The sequence below is a fragment of the Shinella sp. WSC3-e genome (genome assembly GCF_945994535.1).
Lineage (GTDB): Bacteria > Pseudomonadota > Alphaproteobacteria > Rhizobiales > Rhizobiaceae > Shinella > Shinella yambaruensis.
Window position 1 is genome coordinate 4001776 of record NZ_OZ000530.1, and the last position, 19148, is coordinate 4020923.

The 19148-nt window shown below is 62.6% G+C and carries 20 protein-coding genes; all 20 read left to right on the forward strand.

Annotation, left to right across the window (positions count from 1 at the left end):
• Positions 1-3 precede the first annotated feature (3 nt).
• The 20 genes from AABF56_RS19560 to AABF56_RS19655 all read left to right on the forward strand — a co-directional run bounded on the left by AABF56_RS19560 (position 4) and on the right by AABF56_RS19655 (position 19117).
• Positions 4-1521, forward strand: coding sequence for an aldehyde dehydrogenase (NADP(+)) (locus AABF56_RS19560; RefSeq protein ID WP_272807216.1), 1518 nt, complete (start codon positions 4-6; stop codon positions 1519-1521).
• A gap of 178 nt (positions 1522-1699) precedes the next feature.
• Positions 1700-2509: an ABC transporter substrate-binding protein gene (locus AABF56_RS19565; RefSeq protein ID WP_064332107.1), complete on the forward strand. Its 810-nt coding sequence runs from the start codon at positions 1700-1702 to the stop codon at positions 2507-2509.
• 65 nt (positions 2510-2574) lie between these two features.
• Positions 2575-3240: an amino acid ABC transporter permease gene (locus AABF56_RS19570; RefSeq protein ID WP_272807217.1), complete on the forward strand. Its 666-nt coding sequence runs from the start codon at positions 2575-2577 to the stop codon at positions 3238-3240.
• Positions 3241-3252: 12 nt separating this feature from the next.
• Positions 3253-3903 (forward strand): amino acid ABC transporter permease, encoded by a 651-nt coding sequence (locus tag AABF56_RS19575; protein WP_272807218.1) that lies wholly within the window; start codon positions 3253-3255, stop codon positions 3901-3903.
• Positions 3896-4618, forward strand: a complete 723-nt coding sequence (locus AABF56_RS19580) for an amino acid ABC transporter ATP-binding protein (RefSeq protein WP_272807219.1) — start codon at positions 3896-3898, stop codon at positions 4616-4618. Before AABF56_RS19575 ends, AABF56_RS19580 begins: the two co-directional genes overlap by 8 nt.
• Before the next feature lie 7 nt (positions 4619-4625).
• Positions 4626-5876, forward strand: a complete 1251-nt coding sequence (locus tag AABF56_RS19585) for an NAD(P)/FAD-dependent oxidoreductase (protein WP_272807220.1) — start codon at positions 4626-4628, stop codon at positions 5874-5876.
• 205 nt (positions 5877-6081) lie between these two features.
• Positions 6082-7764: a cis-3-hydroxy-L-proline dehydratase gene (gene lhpI, locus AABF56_RS19590; RefSeq protein ID WP_272807221.1), complete on the forward strand. Its 1683-nt coding sequence runs from the start codon at positions 6082-6084 to the stop codon at positions 7762-7764.
• A gap of 276 nt (positions 7765-8040) precedes the next feature.
• Complete coding sequence (locus AABF56_RS19595; protein ID WP_272807222.1) at positions 8041-9309, forward strand: tyrosine-type recombinase/integrase; 1269 nt, start codon at positions 8041-8043, stop codon at positions 9307-9309.
• Positions 9309-9980, forward strand: coding sequence for a hypothetical protein (locus AABF56_RS19600; protein WP_272807223.1), 672 nt, complete (start codon positions 9309-9311; stop codon positions 9978-9980). The genes AABF56_RS19595 and AABF56_RS19600 overlap by 1 nt, the downstream gene beginning before the upstream one ends.
• 125 nt (positions 9981-10105) lie before the next feature.
• Entirely contained in the window at positions 10106-10315 is a 210-nt protein-coding gene (locus tag AABF56_RS19605) for a hypothetical protein (RefSeq protein WP_272807224.1), read from the forward strand.
• Positions 10312-10515, forward strand: a complete 204-nt coding sequence (locus AABF56_RS19610; protein ID WP_272807225.1) for a hypothetical protein — start codon at positions 10312-10314, stop codon at positions 10513-10515. Before AABF56_RS19605 ends, AABF56_RS19610 begins: the two co-directional genes overlap by 4 nt.
• Positions 10512-11261 (forward strand): hypothetical protein, encoded by a 750-nt coding sequence (locus AABF56_RS19615; RefSeq protein WP_272807226.1) that lies wholly within the window; start codon positions 10512-10514, stop codon positions 11259-11261. Before AABF56_RS19610 ends, AABF56_RS19615 begins: the two co-directional genes overlap by 4 nt.
• Positions 11258-11437, forward strand: coding sequence for a hypothetical protein (locus AABF56_RS19620; RefSeq protein WP_272807227.1), 180 nt, complete (start codon positions 11258-11260; stop codon positions 11435-11437). The genes AABF56_RS19615 and AABF56_RS19620 overlap by 4 nt, the downstream gene beginning before the upstream one ends.
• A gap of 441 nt (positions 11438-11878) precedes the next feature.
• Positions 11879-12268, forward strand: a complete 390-nt coding sequence (locus AABF56_RS19625) for a hypothetical protein (RefSeq protein WP_272807228.1) — start codon at positions 11879-11881, stop codon at positions 12266-12268.
• Entirely contained in the window at positions 12268-12555 is a 288-nt protein-coding gene (locus AABF56_RS19630; RefSeq protein ID WP_272807229.1) for a hypothetical protein, read from the forward strand. Before AABF56_RS19625 ends, AABF56_RS19630 begins: the two co-directional genes overlap by 1 nt.
• The gene (locus AABF56_RS19635) at positions 12552-14048 is read left to right on the forward strand and encodes a hypothetical protein (RefSeq protein ID WP_272807230.1); all 1497 of its coding nucleotides are present in this window, start codon (positions 12552-12554) and stop codon (positions 14046-14048) included. The genes AABF56_RS19630 and AABF56_RS19635 overlap by 4 nt, the downstream gene beginning before the upstream one ends.
• 11 nt (positions 14049-14059) lie before the next feature.
• Positions 14060-14680: a hypothetical protein gene (locus AABF56_RS19640; RefSeq protein WP_272807231.1), complete on the forward strand. Its 621-nt coding sequence runs from the start codon at positions 14060-14062 to the stop codon at positions 14678-14680.
• A gap of 87 nt (positions 14681-14767) precedes the next feature.
• The gene (locus AABF56_RS19645) at positions 14768-15466 is read left to right on the forward strand and encodes a hypothetical protein (protein ID WP_272807232.1); all 699 of its coding nucleotides are present in this window, start codon (positions 14768-14770) and stop codon (positions 15464-15466) included.
• 346 nt (positions 15467-15812) lie between these two features.
• Positions 15813-16865, forward strand: coding sequence for a glycine-rich domain-containing protein (locus AABF56_RS19650; protein ID WP_272807233.1), 1053 nt, complete (start codon positions 15813-15815; stop codon positions 16863-16865).
• A 17-nt stretch (positions 16866-16882) separates the two neighbouring features.
• Positions 16883-19117 (forward strand): hypothetical protein, encoded by a 2235-nt coding sequence (locus tag AABF56_RS19655; RefSeq protein WP_272807234.1) that lies wholly within the window; start codon positions 16883-16885, stop codon positions 19115-19117.
• Positions 19118-19148 lie beyond the last annotated feature (31 nt).

Genomic DNA, 19148 nt, shown 5'->3' on the forward strand with positions numbered 1-19148 from the left:
CTAATGGCTTTCACTCCCAACGGTAAACATCTCGTCGCAGGCGAATGGCTTGATGGAAACGGCACCTTCACCTCCTCGCCCGCCCATGGCCCGGCGCACGACTTTGCCGTCGGCACGGTCGAGCTGGCGAACAAGGCCGCGGAAGCCGCCGAAGACGCCTTCCTCAGCTACGGCTATTCCTCCCGCGCGACACGCGCCGCGTTCCTGCGCGCCATCGCGGACGAGATCGAGGCCCGGGCGGAGGCCATCACCGAGATCGGCACGCAGGAGACCGGCCTGCCGGTCGCGCGCCTGCAGGGCGAGCGCGGCCGCACCACCGGCCAGCTCCGCCTCTTCGCCGATCATATCGAGAAGGGCGACTATCTCGACCGCCGCTTCGACGCGGCCCTTCCCGACCGCCAGCCGGCGCCGCGGCCCGAAATCCGCCTGATCCAGCGGCCGATCGGCCCGGTCGCCGTCTTCGGCGCCTCCAACTTCCCGCTCGCCTTCTCCACTGCCGGCGGTGATACGGCCGCCGCGCTTGCCGCCGGTTGCCCCGTCGTCGTCAAGGGCCACTCGGCCCATCCGGGCACGGGCGAGATCATCGCCGAGGCCATCGAGGCTGCCATCAGGAAGACCGGCGTGCATCCCGGCGTCTTCTCGCTCATCCAGGGCGGCAACCGCCAGGTCGGTGAGGCGCTGGTGCAGCATCCGCTGATCAAGGCCGTCGGCTTCACCGGCTCGCTCGCCGGCGGCCGCGCCCTCTTCAACCTGTGCGCCGCCCGTCCGGAGCCGATCCCGTTCTTCGGCGAGCTCGGCTCGGTCAACCCGATCTTCCTGCTGCCGCAGGCCATGAAGGCGCGCGCGGAAGGCCTCGGCCAGGGCTGGGCGGGCTCGCTCACCATGGGCGCCGGCCAGTTCTGCACCAATCCGGGCATCGCAATCGTTGAGGACGGCGCGGATGCCGACCGTTTCACCGCCGCTGCCGTGGAAGCGCTCGGCAAGGTCGGCCCGCAGACCATGCTGACCGACGGCATCGCCAAGGCCTACCAGGACGGCCAGGCGCGCTTTGCAAGCCGCAACACCGTCAAGCCGCTGCTGACGACGGAATCCGCCGGCCGTAACGCGCTGCCGAACCTCTTCGAGATCTCCGGCGAGCAGTTCCTCGCCGATCACGCGCTTTCGGAAGAGGTCTTCGGTCCGCTCGGCCTCGTCGTGCGCGTTTCCTCGGTCGATGAGATGGAGAGGCTTGCCCGCAATTTCGAAGGCCAGCTGACGGCGACCATCCACATGGATGAAGGCGACGTTGCCGATGCGAAGCGCCTGCGCCCGGTCCTCGAGCGCAAGGCCGGCCGCGTGCTCGTCAACGGCTTCCCGACCGGCGTCGAGGTGGTGGATTCCATGGTGCATGGCGGCCCCTATCCGGCCTCCACGAACTTCGGCGCCACCAGTGTCGGCACCATGGCGATCCGTCGCTTCCTGCGCCCGGTCTCCTACCAGAACATGCCGGAAGGCCTGCTGCCGGAAGATTTCCTGAACTGATTCAATATTCTAGCGCTCCTGACGGCCGGGCTTCCCGTGAGGAAGCCCGGCCGTCATATTTTCTCCTTCCGGGTATATACTTTTTGTATATTAGTTGTATTTTAGTGGCGGTTTACAGTCTCGGCGCAGGACGGACCTCCGCCGCGTGAATCGACAGACCAATCCAGGGAGAGAGTTTATGAAGAAGACCTCGGTCCTCGCCTTCGGCCTCGTGGCCGCCACCGCTCTGACCAGCCCGGCCAAGGCCGACAAGCTGGACGACATCATCTCGTCCGGCACGCTGCGCTGCGCCGTCGTTCTCGACTTCCCGCCGATGGGCGCGCGCGACGAGAACAACAACCCGATCGGTTTCGACGTCGATTACTGCAACGACCTGGCCAAGGCCCTCGGCGTCACCGCCGAGATCGTCGAAACGCCCTTCCCGGAGCGCATCCCGGCGCTGATGTCCGGCCGCGTCGATGTCGGCGTCGCCTCGACCTCCGACACGCTGGAGCGTGCCAAGACCGTCGGCATGTCGATCCCCTACTTCGCCTTCGAGATGGCCGTGACGGCCAACGACAAGTCGGGCATCAAGTCCTTCGAGGACATGAAGGGCAAGACGGTCGGCGCCACCGCCGGCACGTTCGAGGCCATCGCGCTCGAAAACTCGGTCAAGGAATGGGGCGCCGGCGAGTTCCGTCCGTACCAGACCCAGGCCGACGTCTTCCTCGCGCTGAGCCAGGGCCAGATCGACGCCACGGTCTCCACCTCGACGGTCGCCCAGTCCAACGTCAAGAGCGGCAAGTTCGCCGGCATCTCCGTCGTCGGCAAGGCGCCCTATGACATCGACTATGTCGCGCTCTTCACCAACCGCGAAGAATACGGCCTGATCAACTACCTGAACCTCTTCGTCAACCAGCAGGTTCGCACCGGCCGCTACAAGGAACTCTACGAGAAGTGGGTCGGCGGCGACGTGCCGGACCTCTCGGTCGGCGGCGTCTACCGCTAGGAGCCGTTTCCAAGGCGGCGCGGGACATCCCGCGCCGTCCATCGTTTCCGAAGGGTGAGACGGCAATGTTCAGTTACACTTTCCATTGGAACCAGGCGCTGAAGGCGTTGCCCCAGATGCTGGACGGCGCGCTGGTCACGCTCCAGATAGCACTGCTCTCCATGGCCGTCGGCCTTGCCGTCGCCCTGGCGCTGACGCTCTTCCGGCTGTCTGGCAACCGCATCCTCGGCGGCTTCGCCACCGCCTGGGTCGAGATCGCGCGCAACACGCCGGCCCTCTTCCAGATCTACATGGCTCATTTCGGCCTCGGCAGTTTCGGCATCCACCTCAGCCCCTATGCGGCGCTCCTGGCCGGCATCGCCTTCAACAATGCCGGCTATCTCGCGGAAAACTTCCGCGGCGCGCTGAAGGCGATCCCCGAGACGCAGACCCGCGCCGGCCGCTCGCTCGGCATGACCTCGCTGCAGGCCTTCCGCTATATCGTCATGCCGCAGATGCTGCGCGTCGCCTTCCTGCCCGCCACCAACCAGATGGTCTGGGCGATCCTGATGACGTCGCTCGGCGTCACCGTCGGCATGAACACCGATCTTGCCGGCATCACCCAGGAGCTGAACGCCCGCTCGTTCCGCACCTTCGAATTCTTCGCGATTGCGGCGGTCATCTACTACCTGATCGCCAAGGCCGTGACGCTTGCAGCCCGCGTGCTCGCGGCGCGCATGTTCCGCTACTGAGAGGGGTAAGCCATGTTCGATACCGCTCTCACCCTTGCCGATCTCGGCTTCCTCGCCAAGGGCGCGGCCATGACGCTCGCCGTCACCGCCGTCTCCGTCCTCGCGGGCACCGTGCTCGGCATCCTCTTCGGCGTCATCCGCAACCAGGCCGGCCCCTACTGGTCGATGCCGCTCACCTTCCTGCTCGACATCTTCCGCTCCGTGCCGCTGCTCATCCAGCTTGTGCTCGGCAATGCGCTGCAGTCGATCATGAAGCTCGGCTGGGCGCCGTTCACCACCTCCTGCGTGGTGCTGTCGCTCTATACGGCGGCCTATTGCACCGAGATCGTGCGCGGCGGCATTTCCTCCGTGCCGGCCACCACGCGCCGCGCGGCCAGATCGCTGGGCATGACCTGGTGGCAGGACATGCGCTACATCGTGGCCCCGCTCGCCACGCGGGTCTCGCTGCCCGCCTGGATCGGCCTGACGCTCGGCGTCATGAAGGATTCGGCGCTCGTGCTCTGGCTCGGCCTCATCGAGCTCCTGCGCGCCTCGCAGATCCTCGTCACGCGCCTGCAGGAGCCGCTGTTCATCCTGCTCATCTGCGGCGCCATCTACTTCATCATCAGCTTCCCCATCGCCCGGCTCGGCGGTTATCTCGAAAGACGGTGGTCCAATGATTGAGATCGAAAACGTCCGCAAATCCTTCGGCCAGCTCGAAGTCCTGAAGGGAATCAACCTCACCGTAGAGAAGGGCGAGGTGCTGACCATCATCGGCGGCTCGGGCTCGGGCAAGTCGACGCTGCTCACCTGCATCAACGGGCTGGAGACTATCGACAGCGGACGCATCGTCGTCGACGGCACCGACGTGCATGCCAAGGGCACGGACCTCAACAAGCTGCGCCGCAAGCTCGGCATCGTCTTCCAGCAGTTCAACGCTTTCCCGCACCTGACCGTGCTCGAAAACGTCATGCTGGCCCCCGTCAAGGTCCTGGGCCAGTCGAAGGCCGAGGCCGAGGCGATGGCCGTCAGGCAGCTCACCCATGTCGGCCTCGGCGACAAGCTAAAGGTCTATCCGAGCCGCATGTCCGGCGGCCAGCAGCAACGCATGGCGATCGCCCGGGCGCTTGCCATGTCGCCGGCCTACATGCTGTTCGACGAGGTGACCTCGGCGCTCGATCCGCAACTCGTCGGCGAAGTGCTCGACACGCTGCGCATGCTCGCCTCCGAGGGCATGACGATGATCTGCGTCACGCATGAAATGAAGTTCGCCCGCGAGGTCTCCGACCGCGTCGCCTTCTTCCACAAGGGCGTGATGGCCGAGATCGCCCCGCCGGAAGCGCTGTTCGGCGCGCCGAAGGATGCCGACCTGAAAACCTTCCTCGCTGCGACGCACTGAGGCGATGATGAAGACTGGAATCGAACCCGGCGTCGTCGTCATCGGCGCCGGCGTGGTCGGCCTTTCCGCGGCCATTGCCGCCCAGGCCCGCGGCCTCGCCGTCACCGTGCTCGAGCGCGAAGCCCCCGCCGCCGGCGCTTCCGCCGGCAATGCCGGCGCCTTCGCCTTCACCGACATCCTGCCGCTCGCCTCGCCCGGCATCCTCAGGAAGGCGCCGAAATGGCTGCTCGACCCGCTCGGGCCGCTTTCCGTGCCGCCGTCCTATGCGCTGCAGATCGCCCCCTGGATGTTCCGCTTCTGGCGCGCCTGCTCGGCACGCCGCGTCACCCATTCCACCGCCGCGCAGACCGCGCTGATGGACCTTTCCAAGGCCGAGCTGGAACCCTTCCTCGGCGCGACCGGCACGCTCGCCATGCTGCGCAGGGAGGGCAATCTCCAGGTCTATGAAAGCCGGGCCGAGCTGAACGCCGCGCTGCCGGGCTGGAGGGCCCGCGAAGCGCACGGCATCGAATTCCGCCACATGGATGCCGCCGAAATGGCCGCGATCCAGCCCGGCCTCGCCCCGCGCTTCACGCACGGCACCTTCACGCCCGGCTGGTATTCCATCGCGGATCCGAAGCTCTACACGCTGGCGCTCGCCGATCATTTTCGCGCGAAGGGCGGCAGGATCGAGCGCGCCGAGGTCGCCGGCCTCAGGCCCGTCGAGGGCGGCGTCGAGATCGCGACGGCGGATGGCGGGACGCGGCGCGTGGAAAAGGTCGTGCTCGCGGCCGGCGCCTTCTCGCACCAGGTCGCCCGCACGCTGGGCGAGAGCATCCCGCTCGAGACCGAGCGCGGCTACAACACGACCCTGCCGCCCGGCGCCTTCGACCTCAGGACGCAGGTCACCTTCGGCGGCCACGGCTTCGTCGTGACCCGGCTGTCGACCGGCATCCGCGTCGGCGGCGCGGTGGAACTCGGCGGGCTGAAGCTGCCGCCGAACTTCCGCAGGTCCGAGGCCATGCTGGAAAAGGCGAAAGCCTTCCTGCCCGGCCTGAAGCCGGCGGGCGGCGTGCAGTGGATGGGGTTCCGCCCCTCGCTGCCCGACAGCCTGCCCGCCATCGGCCGCGCCCGCGCCACGCCCGATGTCGTCTATGCCTTCGGCCACGGCCATCTCGGCCTCACCCAGTCCGCCGGCACGGCGCGGCTCGTCGCCGACCTCGTGACCGGCCGGCCGGCGGCGATCGACATCGCGCCCTTCTCGCCGCAGCGTTTCTAGGCGGCTGCGCCGGAGCGGTATCGCTTCGGCGCGGGAAAACACTATCCTGGAGCAATCCGGCGCGCCGGATGTCACCGGACCTGCTCCAGGCCGTGCCCGGGTCCCTCGGGGATCGCGGGCGCCCATACCTTGGTTTTCGCGCGTTTCCGGCAAGCGCGCGCCGCCTATCCTTGATGGAACCACCCAGCAGCACAGGACCCGTCCCATGGCCGACCTCTCCGCCCGCAGCCTCCTTTCCGGCACCGCCGCCGGCCCGGTCATCGCGACGGGCGAGGCGCTGAGCTTCTGGGGCGGCGTCGATCCCGCCACCGGCCGGGTCATCGACGTGCACCACCCGCTGCATGGCGTCACGATCACCGGCGGCATCCTGATGATGCCGTCGAGCCGCGGCTCCTGCACCGGCTCCGGCGTCCTGCTCGACCTTGCCCTCACCGGCCGCGCCCCCGGCGCCCTCGTCTTCAGCGAGGCGGAGGACGTCCTGACCCTCGGCGCCCTGATCGCCGCCGAGATGTTCGGAAAATCCCTGCCGGTCCTGCGCCTGTCGCAGGCGGCCTTCGATGCCCTCTGTCGCGCCGGGACCGCACGGATCGGCGAAACCGCCATCGAGGCTGACGGCCTCACGATCCCCGTCACCCCGCCCGCCACCGCCGCGCTCGATCTGACGGAAGACGACCGCGCCATGCTGGACGGCCGCGACGGCATCGCCGTTGCGCTCGCCATGCGCATCACCACGGCCATGGCGGCCCAGCAGGGCGCCCGCGAACTCGTCGACGTCGTGCAGGGCCATATCGACGGCTGCATCTATGCCAGCCCCGCCAACCTCACCTTCGCGGAAACGATGGCGGAGATGGGCGCAAAGGTCCGCGTGCCGACCACGATGAACGCCATCTCCGTCGACCGTGCCAACTGGCAGGCGCAGGGCGTGCCGCCGTCCTTCGGCGATCCCGCCGCCCGCCTCGCCGATGCCTATGTCCGCATGGGCTGCCGCCCGACCTTCACCTGTTCGCCCTATCTGCTGGACAGCGCGCCGAAGACCGGCGAGGCCATCGCCTGGGCCGAATCCAATGCCGTGATCTTCGCCAACACCGTGCTCGGCGCCCGCACGGCGAAGCACCCCGATTTCCTCGACCTGTGCATCGCGCTCACCGGCCGTGCGCCGCTGTCCGGCGTCTATCTCGACGAGCACCGCAAGGCGCGCCGCGTCATCGACGTCGATCTGCCGGAGGGGCTCGACGATGCCTTCTGGCCGCTCATCGGCTACCTTGCCGGCCGTGCCGCGCCCGACCGCATCCCGCTGCTGCGCGGCGTTGCCGCGGCAAGGCCGACGCGGGACGACCTCAAGGCCCTCTGCGCCGCCTTCGGCACCACCTCCGCCGCGCCCATGCTGCACATCGAGGGCGTGACGCCCGAGGCGGACGGCGCGGCCTTGCCCGCGGCCGACCGGGTGACGATCACCCACGCCGACATGGTCGAGGTCTGGACGATGTTCAACGAAGGCCCGGCCGAGGTCGAGCTCGTCGCCATCGGCAGCCCGCATGCCTCGCTCTCGGAATGCGCGACCCTCGCCGATGCCCTCGCCGGTCGCAGGTGCCACGCGGGCGTCGCCGTGATCGTCACCGCCGGCCGCGACGTGATGGCGGAAGCCGGGGATACCGTTGCCCGGCTGAGGGAAGGCGGCGTTCAGGTCCTGCACGACCTCTGCTGGTGCTCGATCTCCGAACCGGTCTTCCCGCCCAAGACCCGCACGCTCCTCACCAATTCCGGCAAATATGCCCACTATGGCCCGGGCCTTTCCGGCCGCACCGTCCGCTTCGGCAATCTCTCCGACTGCATCGAAGCCGCCCTGACCGGCCGCGTCCCCCCGCGCCTGCCCGCCTGGCTTTCCTGACCGCAGGACGACAATGCCCGCCGGGGCTTGCCGGGCGGGCGTTCAGGGAACGCCAAGGCATACGCCTTGGCGTGGATTTCCTGCGGAAAATCAGGGGGGAACCTTGAGGGGGATATGGCGGACAGAGAGGCTGTCCTACCAACTGTTGCTAACGGTTGCTTGAGGTTGCTGGCGTTGTTTTGAAAGGATTTTATTCGTTCCATATAGTTGTCATAGGTGGTGGAAGGTGGTAGGCGTTGTATCATGAACATGGGTACGAAGTTGGGATGAATGCGGATGAGTAGAGCAATTCACAGACTGCCGGCCAGCTTCAAGAGCAAGAAACCCGGCATGCATGCGGACGGCGGCAACCTCTATCTCCAGGTTTCCGAGAACAAGGATGGCCTGCGGCGCCAGTCATGGGTCTTTCGGTTCCAGCTTCCCGGCATGAAACCGCGGGACATGGGGCTCGGATCGGTCAATGACGTGTCACTCTCGGAAGCACGGGAGGTTGCTCGCCAGTATCGCAACCTTGTCAAAGAGGGTCGAGACCCGATCGAAGAACGTAAGGCCAAGGTCGCGCATAACCTCGCCACCTTGAAAAAGGGACTGACATTTGCCGAGGCAGCTGAGGCCTACATACGGCAGCACCGCCCCGGCTGGAAAAACCCCATTCATGCCAAGCAGTGGACGAGCACGATCGCCACTTACGCGAACCCAGTTCTTGGCAAGATGTCTGTAGCCGACATCACGACGGCGCATGTCATGAAAGTCATCGAGCCTCTTTGGGCCACGAAAACCGAAACCGCCAGCCGCGTTCGCGGGCGGATTGAGTCAATCCTTGGATGGGCCACGGTTAGCGGTTTCCGCTCGGGCGAGAACCCCGCACGCTGGCGCGGGCACATAGACAATCTCTTGGCGCCGAAAGAGAAGATCAAGCCGACCAAGAATCAGCCGGCGCTGCCATGGCAGGAAATGCCGCAGTTCTTCGCGGCGCTTCAAGAGCGGACTGGCATGGCTTCCCTTGCCCTGCGCTTCCTCATCACGACATGCGTTCGAACGGCGGACGTGCGCCACGCTAAGGTGGCCGATATCGACCGTGCTGCGGCGATCTGGACTATTCCGGCGCTCACAAAGACCGGGAAGCCTCACAAGGTTCCGCTTTCTGCCGCTGCGCTGGAGGCTTTTGACAGCGCTCGGGCTATGGCTGCAGAAATCGGTGGAGAAGTGGCAAACAGTGAGTTTGCGTTCCCTAACGATGTCTCAGGCGCTGCCCTATCCAGCAATGCGCTGTTGGCGCTTCTGGATCGAATGGAGCGCAAAGGGGCGATGACATCGCATGGCTGCCGCGCCACGTTCAGAACATGGGCGCAAGAGGCCACAAACTTCCCGTGGGAGCTTGCAGAGCTTTCGTTGGGGCATACCGTAGGGGACAAGGTAGAACGCGCCTATGCCCGTGGTGACGCCTTTAAAAAGCGTATCGCGATCATGGATGCATGGTCGAACTATTGCACCAAGCCGGTTCCCGCCGGATCCAACGTCACCCCGATGCGTAAGAGCGCCTAATGTCAAACGTCGCACGCGCCATTCAGATCCTAAAAGACAATTGTTTCGCAAACGATCCAATTGCGCAGCGCCTCATGTCTGACATTAGGTTGCGCCCAACTTGGAAATATCTTTCCAGCCAGCCTGTAATATCACTCGATAGCGTGAAGGGCTGGCAGTTGGCAGAGACCTATCAAGACGGTGTGGCCTTCTCCCTAAGCGACCTGGCAGCAGGAGCCGTGTTTGCCTACGCAGTGACAGAGCTATCAAGCAACCGAGGCGTCATCACGGATTCGGTCATGAAGACCCATGTCGCTCAATGGCGCGACGTTGCCGACCAGTGCAGAAGGGCGCTTGCGGGGGATATGCCTGACCCTTCGATGGACGATGCCACTAGAAACGCTCTGGAGGCCTCTGCGCGCTATTTCGAAAAGCATGCATCTTGGTATGAGGACCTGATAAAGGAATCGCCCTACAGGCTCCCACAGACCAGCAAGCAGCGCTCCGAGAATGACGACCCTGGTGCGGCTAACCTGATGCGCGGACGAGCGCGAGCGCTTGCCGTCAACAATCAGAGTATATTCGGCGCGAAAATGTACGGCACGGTCGCAAAGCTCTTAACCGTTGGCTTGGACCTTCCAGACGGGGAGGAAATAACCGAGGCGCAAATCCAGAAATGGACCTCTTCCTAAATCGCTGATTAAGTTAGGAACCCCTACCGTGCGAAATAATCGGCAGGGGTCTCTTTATGCGTAGCAAGCTTAGCTAATCATCTCCTTGCAACAAACGTCCACAAACGTCAGCAACGGAGATTTAAGTGAGCAATGTTCTTGAACCTCAATTCCTCTCTATCGCGGATACTGCGGTTTACACGGCCGAATCCGAATGGACGGTAAAGGACAAGCTTCGCCGCGGGGTCTACCAAGCCAAGAAAAGCGGCCGGCGCACCCTTATCATCTTCACCAGCGTGAAAGATCATCTGGCCTCGCTGCCCGACGCCAAGTTCGCCAAGTCGAGGGCCGCATGATGGCCCACGTCTCAATCAATGTTGCCGAGCACGAGCATAGCCACGCCATTACCGAGGCGGCTCGCTTCCTGGCTACCGTCCCGCCTACAAACCGCCCTAAGCCACTTGTGCCCGCGCTCAAGGAAATGTTCGGTCTGAACTCTCTGGAGGCCTGTCTGGCGATCACTGAAAGCCATGAGCTGCGGAGGGAACTGGCTTGAGGAAGTTTGCAACCATTCCCCCCTCGATCTGGCAGACGGATATTAAAAAGCTTCGCGGCAATGTGGAGGCGATCGCCGTTCACTATCACCTCACGACCAGCCCGCACTCTACCATGATCGGCATTTATCATCTTCCGATGATGTATCTCTCGTATGAGATCGGAAGCCCCTTGGAAGGGGCTTCGAAGGGGCTTCAAAGGGTCTGCGAAGCCGGTTTGGCTACCTATGACGAGGAGTCGGAAATCGTGTGGGTCCACGAAATGGCTGCAACACAGGTCGCCCCGCGTCTCAGCCCGAAGGACAACAGGGTTTCCAGCGTAGCAAAACAATTAGCAAACTTTCCTATCTGTAAGATAACATTGGATTTTTACGCCCATTACAGGGACCTTTTCCACCTCAGAGACCAGCTTTGTCTAGAGGAATTTGAAAGGGCCTTCCAAGGGGCTAACCAAGCCCCTTCCGAGCCCCTTCGAAGCAAGGAAAAGGAACAGGACAAGGAACTAGGACCAGAAACAGGAAAATTCGGCTCTGGAGGTAAAGAGGATACGTATACGCGCGAGACCGAAAACGACGAGCAAGAGTTTCCATTCGAGGCGCCCGCAAATCTCCAAGAGGGCAAAGCATTCCTACTCCGACAGGGCTTGCCCGATCGCTACATAGAGGAAGCCCTGCAACGCCTGATGCGGGAATGCCTCTATCCATGTGACATCAGGGAATGGAAACGCGAAGCGAGGGATTGCGCATGACGGAACAACTCAGCCTCTTCACATGGGCCGACAATCGACCAAGCGCCCAGGTCATCAACATCATGCCAGCATTGTGCCGCAAAGCAGCGCTGGAGCTTATCTATCGTATCCCCACACCAAAGGACCGAGGCAAGATCATAGACGCCACAGAGTGGCGCAAGGGGAAAGCCGCATGAACGGGGGAGCTATCGGATTACTCGTCACAATGCTCCTAGGCACAGTGGAAGCCATAGGCGTTCCTGCGCATGCCTCGACCGTCCTTGCCCTATTCGGCTTCGGTCTCGCTTTCATCGTCATCGTTCTTGAACATTCCGAAGGGTGAGGGGGCTGGAAAACCCATCGGATACAACGGCAAATTTGTAGAATTTTTGTGCGAAAGCGAGCGCGAAGCAGTTGATTGCCGGCAGGCGATTTTCCGATTGCGCTAATCCGAGGAACTGTTTTTCGCAGGCTCTGGCACTTCAATCCACAAAATAATTTAGACGTGGTGCAAGTGTGTCTGCGGTTGCTGACGAGTATGAAGGACGTTTCATCCTTCGCTACGCTATGAAATCATTTGCAAAAATCCATTTTATTCGGGACTATCCGCCTCCGTACCCATGTTCGGAGAGCTTCAAATGTCCCTATCGAATACCCATGACATAGCCCGCGGAAACGATGCCGAAGCAACCGCTTCGGTTCGAACGATTGCCGGCGTCACCATGGACAAGCGGACCCGTGAGGCCAAGCGTCGGGCGGAAGTCATCGAGGGCTATCGTGTGGCCCTTGGCGTTGATGCTGATGCCCCCCTCATGAGCGATCGGATTGCTACCGCTGCCGAGCTTGCCGTCATCGCTGAAAGCGCCCGTGCAAGCCTCCTGCGGGGTGAAACTGGCGTGACCCATTCCGATGTTGTCCGCGCTACCCGTGCCGCCAGCTTGGCAGAGCGCGCCCTAGGGCTGGATAGGCGCCTCAAGACCCGTAAGCCCGATATTGCCGAGTACCTGCGCAACAAGGCGGCTGCCTGATGAGCGCGCCCGCACCGCATGACGGTTTCCTCTTCGATATCTTCGGGTTTGGCACAGTACCCCCGCAGGAGGCCAAGGACGGCGTTGCAGACGTGTCCGCTAGTCTGATGGCCCTGCGGGCGGAACTGTTGCACCTGCGCTCTGGTGTGGCTATGGCGGCAATGGACATGCCGGCCAAATGGTCAGTGCCGTTCACCGACATGACACCCGTCCGTTGGGACGATCTCCTCACCCGAATTGACGATCACCTTGCCCGCGCTTGGATCGCTTTGCAGGAGCGTGCATGAAGCCCCTGGTTACGATGCGCGAAGCGCTTGAAGACCCACAGCTCTTGGGCGGGGCCATCCCCGGGGACAGCTGGGCGCTTTGGCGTGTCTTACTCATCGCTGCCATGGGTGAGGCGCTGACTGACGACGAGCGTGTTCTTTTCCATTCCGTCACAGGGCGCGACAGGGAGCCCCTAGAGCGCGTTGATGAGCTTTGGGGCATCTGTGGTAGGCGCGCGGGCAAGACGCGCTCAGCGGGCACGCTAGCGGCCTATCTGGCTGCGCTCTGCGATTGGAGTGAATACCTTGCCCCGGGTGAGCGTGGTGCGCTGCCTATCCTCGCTGCTGCCTCGTACCAGGCCGGCAAGGCTTTCGAGCACGTCAAGGGCATTCTGACTCACTCGCCAGTGTTGAACGGCAGGCTCGAAGGCGAGCCAACAGCGGACAAGATATCCCTAGACAACTCGACCGATATCATCATCTCGGTTGCAAACTTCCGAACCGTTCGATCCATCACGGCCATAGGCGCAATTTGCGACGAAACCGCGTTTTGGTCCGTCGAAGGCAGCAAGAACCCTGACACGGAAATCCTTCGCGCCCTTCGGCCTGCGCTGGCTACCACGTCGGCGCCCATGATGGTTATCAGCAGCCCGTATGCGCGCAAGGGCGAGCTTTTCCGCACGTTCAAGTCAGACTTCGGCCCCAACGGCGACAAGGGCATTCTGGTAGCCAATGGGCCGTCCAAGACGTTCAACAGCACGCTCAAGCAATCGACGGTGGACAAGGCCTATCAGCGTGACCCAGGCGCTGCCAGCGCTGAATATGGCGGCTTGTTCCGTACCGACGTGGAAACGCTTCTGGTGCGCGAAGTCGTGGAGGCACTGGTTGATGCTGGCATAACCGAGCGCGCCCGTGAACCGGGTGTGAAGTATGTCGGTTTTGTGGACCCTGCCGGCGGCTCTGGCACGGATTCCATGACGCTTTGCATCGCGCATCGTGACCGGACCGGCAATGCTGTCATCGATTTAGTGCGGGAGAAGAAACCGCCCTTCAAGCCGTCTGTTGTGACGCTGGAGTTCTGCGACGACCTGAAGCGTTACGGTATTACAACCGTCACGGGTGACAACTTCGGTGGGGAATGGTGCAAAGAGCCGTTTTCGCAGAACGGTGTCATCTATGAGCGTTGCGACCAGCCGAAGAGTGCGCTTTACAGCGCCATGGTCCCGCACATCAACAGCGGGCACCTAGTCCTTCTCGACAACGCCCGGTGCATTGACCAGTTGGTGGGGCTGGAGCGCCGCAACGGTTCTTCTGGGCGTGCCCTCATCGACCATGCCCCCGGCGGCCATGACGACGTTGCCAACGCCATTGCTGGCGCTGTTGCCCCGCTGCTTACCAAGCGCGGCCCTATGAAGATCAGCGCCGAAGCTCTTGCCGCCTCTGCCTCTCCCGCCAATCCGCGTGCCTTTCCGATGGGCGGCGGGTCCTACAGCCAACAGCTCATTCGTCACTGAAAGGAACCGCGATGAACGGCCATCCCGATAAACTGCTCTCCGACTTGGAACTGCATAACTTCGCAGTTTTCCTGAAGGCGAACCCGCATCTCACCCATCCCGCTCCCGAAGGCGCTTTTGACGGCGTGCCGAAGAACATGCGTCGCGTACCCGGCAAGCCCTTGCGGGTGCCGGTGTCGGATTTCTCGAAGGGCGGCAAGTTCGATGCTTCGCGATACGGCTTCACCTTCGATGAGGGGGAGCGGGAGGCCCGAAAGCCGGCTCTCGATATAGGAGCGCTCCGGAAGCTCGCTACGTCGCTTTCTGAGGAAGGTTGGGCAGCGATCCGTAAAGCATGCGTTGAAGCCGATGCTGAAGACAGCGAAGAGGACGAGGACGAGCGCGCACCGGCCAAGGACACCCCGCTTGATCCTGACATGATTGCCGGCAACGGCAAGGAAGAGGTTCGGGCGGCTGACCGTGCCATTCAGGGCCCTTCGAGTTTCGCTCAGCGCTGGCCTGAGATGGCCAGCATCAAAAGCGATGCGCCGCTCGTCAAACCGAAAACGCGCCAGCCCATTTCGGCCGCCAGCGCCAAGAGCTTTGCCGAGCGCTGGCCGGATGCTGCGCGGATCGGGGCAAAGGGGCGCTGAGATGGCACGTAAACCCAAGCCAGCCGCAAAGCCGTTCGTGATCGGCGCTTCACCGATCGGCGCGGCATCGGTCGGAGGCGCCGCGAAATGAGGAGCATTCTCAAGATCGCAAGAACCGCGCCGGCACAAGACGACCCGCTTCGCGTCGAGCTGCGCCGCGCTATTGATGCCCATGTCCAGGCAAAGGCCGAGCGTGATCGCGTCACAGCGGCTCATGAGCGTGCCGAGAGGCGCACTTGGGATCTCAACCACGAGATAGACCAAGCCACGGCGAAAGTCTCCGAGCTTATCGACAATCGCGCGCAGCGTGCCGCTCAGAGGGCCATCGACGGCGCTGATCTGCTTGATACTGATCTGAAGGCAGCCCAGCAGCGTCTTGCTGACGCCGAAGAAATCATGGCAGCAGCCCAGCAGGCCCGTCTTAGCCTGGAAACGTCGGTCGAGAACGCAGAACGTGTTCTGGAATCGGCCGTCACCCGGGTTGAAAACGCCGCGTCGGCGTTGATGGTGACGAAAGCGGCTGAGATCGAGTCCCGCGTTCGTGACGCGCTGGAAAAGCTTGGGCCGGACCTCGCTGTCCTCGTGTTTCTCAACAGTCGCGACACCTCATGGCCCCCATCGGAAGAGAAGCGCCGTCGCGAACGCCTTCTGAACAATCCGCTTGATGTGATCCCCGGAGCGGGACAATCGATCAATTCGCCAGAGGTCGCCCACATCATCGACCCTTGGAAGAAGGCATTCCACGCCCTGACAGCGGACGCAGACGCGCCGCTGCCGGAGGTGTGATCATGGTAGTCCCCGTGCGCTTTCATCGCTTTCGCGTATGGGCGGACCAGCGGACGGTGTCCGAGAGAACCGCCGCAGCTGGACAGTCTCTCGCTGTCTCCATCGTAAGGTGGGAGCAGGGCCAGCGTCACAACCACCCCGCCGCCACCGCTTCCTGGGGCGGCGGGGTGGTGCTCAAATTCCTCGCGAGTTTCCCCGTGTTATCCTTTGCACGGGCGCACCAGCCGCAGGTGTGCGCGACAACAGCGGCAGCCGGACAGCCTTTCACGACAACTGGAAGCCGGGCCGGCACCCTTTTTGTCCATGCCGCTTCGCGGTTCCTTTCCCCAACTGTGGAGCATAATCCATGAAAATCTCCGACCTTCCGGCTCGGTTCCCGATCCCGTTTGGCAACAGCGCAAGCGGCTCGTACATCCGAACCATCCCCGAAGCCTCCCAGATCGGCATTCAAGACGGTGCGGCTTCGCTCACCACTGGCTTCCCGCCTATGACCTTCCTGCCTGTCGGCGCTGGCGGCGTTCCCCCGTTCGGCCAAGACTTCAACGGCATCCTTCGCCAGATTACGCAGTGGTCGCGCTGGCAAGGTGCGGGCGGCGCTGTGCCGTACGATAGCGACTTCTCGACCGCCATCGGTGGCTATCCGCAGGGCGCAATCGTCATCGCCAACTCGGGGAACACCCTCTACCTCAACACCGTGGACGACAACACCACGAATCCGAACAGCGGCGGCGCGAACTGGGTGCCGCTGGTCTTGCAAACCTCGTCGCAATACGTCCTTGGCGCTCCCGTCTACATCACGGCCAACCAGACCTATTCGACGCCTACCGGATGCCGAGCGCTTGACGTGATCGTTGTTGGGGCCGGCGGCGCTGGTGGTGGCGGCGCAACGCCTGGTGTCGGTGAAATCCGTATCGGCGGGGGCGGCGGCGCGGGCGGGATTGCCAGAAAGCTGATCGTCGGGCCGAGCGCCAGTTATGCAGTCACCATTGGCGCTGGAGGTGTAGGTGGCACGGGGGCAGGCCCCAACGGCGGGACGTCAAGCTTCGGCAGCGTGTGCTCTGCGACCGGCGGGGATGGTGGCGCTGTCGTCCTGTCCAACGGCTATGCCTTCACGACCTATGCAACAGGTGGCACCGGAGTTGACGGCGATTTGAATATCGAAGGCATGTCGGGCGGTCCAGGCACTGCGGGCATTAATTCTGTCGTCATCGGCCATGGTGGGCTCGGTGCAAGCGGTCCTTATGGTGCTGGTGGCAATGGCTCGTCTAACACGAGCGCCGCGTGGGGCAGCGGCTTCGGCGCTGGTGGCGGCGGATCGGCCAACAATCTCGATGCCGGACCAAATCGTAACGGTGGCAACGGAGCCCCCGGCGGCGTCATCGTTACTCCTCTGTTTTGATTAGATAGGTAGCAGCCATGGGCACTTCTCCAGGTTGGTCGTACGCCTACGTACCGACGCCCGCACAGTGGAACTTTGCCTTTTCGTCCAAGCAGGACGAGCTTGGCTTCACGCCGGTAAACCGTGCCGGCGACACAATGTCGGGTCCTCTCATCACGACTGCTTCCACGGCGGCTGGTGCAGGATTTGCGATCAGCGTCGGTGTCGCGCCAAACAACCCGCAAGACGGGGATATCTGGTTCACTTCTACCGGCATCTTTGCGCGCGTTAACGGCACAACGATTGGCCCGATCTCCACCGGGACGGTGATTGGTCCTAGTTCTTCTGTCGTGGACAACATAGCCGTCTTCTCTACTACGAATGGTCGGGGCATCGCGGATTCGGGGCTGGCTGTCGATGACGTGATGACAATCACGACGGGCGTCTATCGCATTCCGTCGTTCCGTGAAGCCGATCTTGCGGTGATCCCTGCGGAAGTCGATCGCGTTTATGTCGAGGCATACGACCCGACCCCCGGCGATCTCTCCACATTGATTGGAGGTGCCTTTTACAAGGTCGTCGATACAGAGCCTTCCTATGATCTGAAGTTCCAGAACGATGGACGTTGGTGGGCCGTGGATGAATTGGCCGTCACGCCTTATATGCAGGGGGCCATCGGAGATGGGTCGGAGGACGACACAGTTGCCGTTCAAAAGGTCGTCACATGGGCGGACGTGACCGGCGGTGAGGTAGCATGGCCCGACGCTGACTTTCTCACGACCGAATCCATTGCGAATTTCCATAGCGTCAAGCATAGCGGTCCCGGCCGCGTCCTTCGTGGCAGCAACGTTTGGCACGTCACGAACGAGCGCGCAGACACGAACGTCATCTACCTGGACCCGGCGGGCGATAATACGAATGATGGACTTGGAGACGGAGAGCCGAAGGCCACGCTCCAAAGCGCCCTTAACGATATCGCCTTCTACGGGCCAGTGCTGCGAGGCAAATGGATCGTTCAGTCAGCCGATGGCACCTATACGGATGCGTCGGCTGTTGTCGCTACTATCCCCTTCGGTCTTTCAAGCGAATTGCTCATTGAAATCAAAGGGCCGGACGTTGGTGGCCATCCGAACGTGCCAACTGCGATTTTCGACGGCACGGCAGCAACAACCATCGGAATTCGCGGCGTTTCTGGCGCGAAATTCAAGGTGAAGGACGTTGCCTTTGTCAACTGGACGCGAACGCAGCTTGCGGCTGTTGAGGACACGATCCTTGTGACCGACAACGTGCATTTCGATTTTGCCGGCGCAAACGGCATCGATGCTCAGCGGCGTTGCAGCCTCTATGTTTCGGGCGGCATCTTCGACATGGGGGCGGGCGCAGGCTCCAATGCGTGCATTCAGGAGCTGTTCAACGTCTATCACGCAATCGGTTACGGGATGGATGAGACCAATGGAAACCCGATTGCTGGCGATATGCCGATCCTGCGGGGCAGTGGAACCGGTCGCGGCATCACCGTGCGGGAAGGTTGCACAGGTCATGTGAATGCCGACATCGATGATTTCTTCATCGGGCTTGAGATCGGGGCCAATGCCCGCGCGCATGTAGATTCGACGGCCATATTCTCGAATAATGAAACCGCCATTTGGGAGGCTCCCGGCGGCGACCTTCAGGACGATCCCGGCATCAACTACAACGACGGGACGGCAGACGCGAATACCCGCAACATCGTGCGGCGGGAGTCATCCACGGCCAGCCCTCGCTACGCAAAGGCGATTTCCACCATCACTGCGGATAGGTCCATTGTTCCGGGAACAGTTGCCAATTCGAGCGGTGTCGAGACGTTCCTTGCGTCGTTCACGCTCAATGCGGGCGAATGGAAAGGTCCACCTTCGTCCAACTACGTCGGGAAGGCCGTCTTTATCCGGGCCGCTGGAAGCGTGAGCGGAACCGGGGCGGATAAGTTTCTCAGATTCAGGATCGGCACAACGAATTTGGATGCCTCAGGGACAAGCGTAGCTTCCATCACGATTCCGGGTTCGTTTACCGGGCAATGGATCGCTGAGTTTTACATGTATGCGCGTGGTGCGGCATCACAACGTGTCGAGCTTGAAACGCGGCTCAATGGGGTAAGCGGTGGTGTTGCTTTCGGCAACGCAACTGTCGATATGAGCGGTGCAGACACCCAGTACCTCAAGCTTACTGGCCTAGTGACCAGTCCCGGCGATTCAATCACGCTCAGCAGCAGCTTCACGGCGGACGTACAGGGTTAGAACAGGCGCTTTCCCGAACTATAGGATTGAC

What these genes read in the sequence shown, in the direction of transcription:
- AABF56_RS19560 (WP_272807216.1), top strand. Translation starts at nt 4, where the DNA reads ATGGCTTTCACTCCCAACGGTAAACATCTCGTCGCAGGCGAATGGCTT.
- AABF56_RS19565 (WP_064332107.1), top strand. Translation starts at nt 1,700, where the DNA reads ATGAAGAAGACCTCGGTCCTCGCCTTCGGCCTCGTGGCCGCCACCGCT.
- AABF56_RS19570 (WP_272807217.1), top strand. Translation starts at nt 2,575, where the DNA reads ATGTTCAGTTACACTTTCCATTGGAACCAGGCGCTGAAGGCGTTGCCC.
- AABF56_RS19575 (WP_272807218.1), top strand. Translation starts at nt 3,253, where the DNA reads ATGTTCGATACCGCTCTCACCCTTGCCGATCTCGGCTTCCTCGCCAAG.
- AABF56_RS19580 (WP_272807219.1), top strand. Translation starts at nt 3,896, where the DNA reads ATGATTGAGATCGAAAACGTCCGCAAATCCTTCGGCCAGCTCGAAGTC.
- AABF56_RS19585 (WP_272807220.1), top strand. Translation starts at nt 4,626, where the DNA reads ATGAAGACTGGAATCGAACCCGGCGTCGTCGTCATCGGCGCCGGCGTG.
- lhpI (WP_272807221.1), top strand. Translation starts at nt 6,082, where the DNA reads ATGGCCGACCTCTCCGCCCGCAGCCTCCTTTCCGGCACCGCCGCCGGC.
- AABF56_RS19595 (WP_272807222.1), top strand. Translation starts at nt 8,041, where the DNA reads ATGAGTAGAGCAATTCACAGACTGCCGGCCAGCTTCAAGAGCAAGAAA.
- AABF56_RS19600 (WP_272807223.1), top strand. Translation starts at nt 9,309, where the DNA reads ATGTCAAACGTCGCACGCGCCATTCAGATCCTAAAAGACAATTGTTTC.
- AABF56_RS19610 (WP_272807225.1), top strand. Translation starts at nt 10,312, where the DNA reads ATGATGGCCCACGTCTCAATCAATGTTGCCGAGCACGAGCATAGCCAC.
- AABF56_RS19620 (WP_272807227.1), top strand. Translation starts at nt 11,258, where the DNA reads ATGACGGAACAACTCAGCCTCTTCACATGGGCCGACAATCGACCAAGC.
- AABF56_RS19625 (WP_272807228.1), top strand. Translation starts at nt 11,879, where the DNA reads ATGTCCCTATCGAATACCCATGACATAGCCCGCGGAAACGATGCCGAA.
- AABF56_RS19630 (WP_272807229.1), top strand. Translation starts at nt 12,268, where the DNA reads ATGAGCGCGCCCGCACCGCATGACGGTTTCCTCTTCGATATCTTCGGG.
- AABF56_RS19635 (WP_272807230.1), top strand. Translation starts at nt 12,552, where the DNA reads ATGAAGCCCCTGGTTACGATGCGCGAAGCGCTTGAAGACCCACAGCTC.
- AABF56_RS19640 (WP_272807231.1), top strand. Translation starts at nt 14,060, where the DNA reads ATGAACGGCCATCCCGATAAACTGCTCTCCGACTTGGAACTGCATAAC.
- AABF56_RS19645 (WP_272807232.1), top strand. Translation starts at nt 14,768, where the DNA reads ATGAGGAGCATTCTCAAGATCGCAAGAACCGCGCCGGCACAAGACGAC.
- AABF56_RS19650 (WP_272807233.1), top strand. Translation starts at nt 15,813, where the DNA reads ATGAAAATCTCCGACCTTCCGGCTCGGTTCCCGATCCCGTTTGGCAAC.
- AABF56_RS19655 (WP_272807234.1), top strand. Translation starts at nt 16,883, where the DNA reads ATGGGCACTTCTCCAGGTTGGTCGTACGCCTACGTACCGACGCCCGCA.